This is a genomic window from Janthinobacterium sp. GW456P, from assembly GCF_002127655.1.
In the GTDB taxonomy this organism is placed as follows: Bacteria; Pseudomonadota; Gammaproteobacteria; order Burkholderiales; family Burkholderiaceae_D; genus Janthinobacterium.
In genome coordinates this window covers 1-1666 of sequence record NZ_NEHB01000065.1, presented here as the reverse complement: position 1 = coordinate 1666, position 1666 = coordinate 1, and the positions used below count along the sequence as shown (strand labels likewise).

The 1666-nt window shown below is 50.9% G+C and carries 3 protein-coding genes; 2 read left to right on the top strand and 1 reads right to left on the bottom strand.

What is annotated here, in order from left to right; translation table 11 throughout:
* The coding region (locus CBW66_RS29310; protein ID WP_216356467.1) for a hypothetical protein at positions 1 to 424 on the top strand (424 nt) is incomplete at its 5' end.
* 226 nt (positions 425 to 650) lie between these two features.
* On the top strand, positions 651 to 1238 hold the full coding sequence (locus CBW66_RS28860) for a hypothetical protein (protein WP_139841703.1): 588 nt from the start codon (positions 651 to 653) through the stop codon (positions 1236 to 1238).
* Positions 1239 to 1353: 115 nt separating this feature from the next.
* Here the strand turns inward: CBW66_RS28860 and CBW66_RS28160 are convergent.
* Positions 1354 to 1666 (bottom strand): IS30 family transposase (locus tag CBW66_RS28160; protein ID WP_139843077.1); only part of this gene is annotated, 313 nt, incomplete at its 5' end.

The following is a 1666-nucleotide window of genomic DNA, read 5'->3' as shown; positions in this document are numbered from 1 at the left end:
GCTACAGGCCGGTGCTTTCGCAGTCAAAGGCGAGAGTTCGGGAATAGCTCACGGCCGAACCCATTGGCTGGAGCTCGATAGCTATACCTCCAAGTCCCTGGAATCCGCTCTGATCCGTGCTTGGGTCCAATATCCGATATCCGATGACTGCTTCTACTATTCGGTGGGTATGCACCTGCTGGGTATGCCAGACATCGAATTGAACCGCATCGGTATCTCCGAAGTGGATGCCTTGGATGTCATTAGCGGTTTCATATATTTTCTGCTGATCGACCAGCCACGGAATCTCGATGCTGGACATACTTTTCATCCGCGACCTGATTCTGTGCACTTTCAGCTTTCAAGGGAGAGGTGCACCCGATACGAAGATGACGACTTCTTTTACAATCCATATGGATATTGGCGTCTTAACGCAGTCGGCTAACCGTCTGCTCATGTAAGCGCGCTACAGTCGTTTTCGTTCCGGGCAAATCATGCCAAGGATTACCGAAGTGGCTGTCCGCTTTGGGGCGGAACCTTCCGATGACGGCAACCAGCCACAAGCGGTCATTCGCGGACGCGTGACAATTTGTGAGTTTTTCTGCTTAGCAATCCGCTATGCTCTGCTCCCGCTACGGACCAGAAGCTGCCGTCTGAATGAAAGAAGGGCAATGAGTAAGAACAAAGTAGGTGTGTTTTTTCTTTTATTAGCGTTAGGGGGCACACTCGCGCACTTTTGGTCGCAGCGAAACGTGGACTTAAAAATCGCCAGTGTAACGTTTCGAGTTCCAAACCCAGCGATAATCAGCGCTTCTTCGCTGCGAGCGACTAGCGGTGCGCTCGATAGTACACAAGGCGCTTTTTTAGAGATTCCCAACGGGCCTTATTATGGGAAATGGGGCGTTCTGTTGCAATCGAGTGCAGAGCGACGAGCTAATGGATTTCCGTCGCCATTTGACGTTACCGTTGCCGAAGGAACGGTAGGGGCTGCACTTCAACTTACCTCCTTTGGATGGCATAGATGTACAGAGTTATGTGGGAGAGGTGTCTGGTACTTCCAACGCAAGCCTACGCGCGACGATTCGAGATATTCCGTCGGTTCTATTATTTGTCACGAAACAGAAATTTGTCATTTGTTCTTCTCATATCGTGATGTTGACGTTCAGATTTCACTTCAGCAAAGCCAGATTGAGAATGCGCCAGCGAACTTAAAACAAGCTGCCGAGTTGATTGCTTCTTTAGACGTTACCAGGAAGTGATTTAGTCCAGCTCTGTGAATGGCTGGCTCACTAATGGGTTCTTCAGCGGGCGAGAAAAGGTATCTAAGGTCCGCAACGGGGCGGTACCTGCCAACGACGGCAACCGGCTGCGGATTCAATCGGTCAACGCAACACACTGTTCAAATCGTTGAGCCGGTGTTTGGTAGTGTAGCGTCTTCCTGGGCCGCTCGTTGAGTCGTCTGGCTACTGCGTCAAGTTGCTCTTGCGAATACGTGGAAATATCTAATCCCTTGGGAAAATACTGGCGCAACAGGCCATTGGTATTTTCATTTGAACCGCGCTGCCAMGGATTCTGTGGATCGCAGAAGTAGACCTGGATGTCGGTGGCCAACGTAAAGCGTTTATGCCCGGCCAGCTCGCTACCACGATCCCACGTCAGTGACTTATACAGTTCCTGGGGCAGCCTG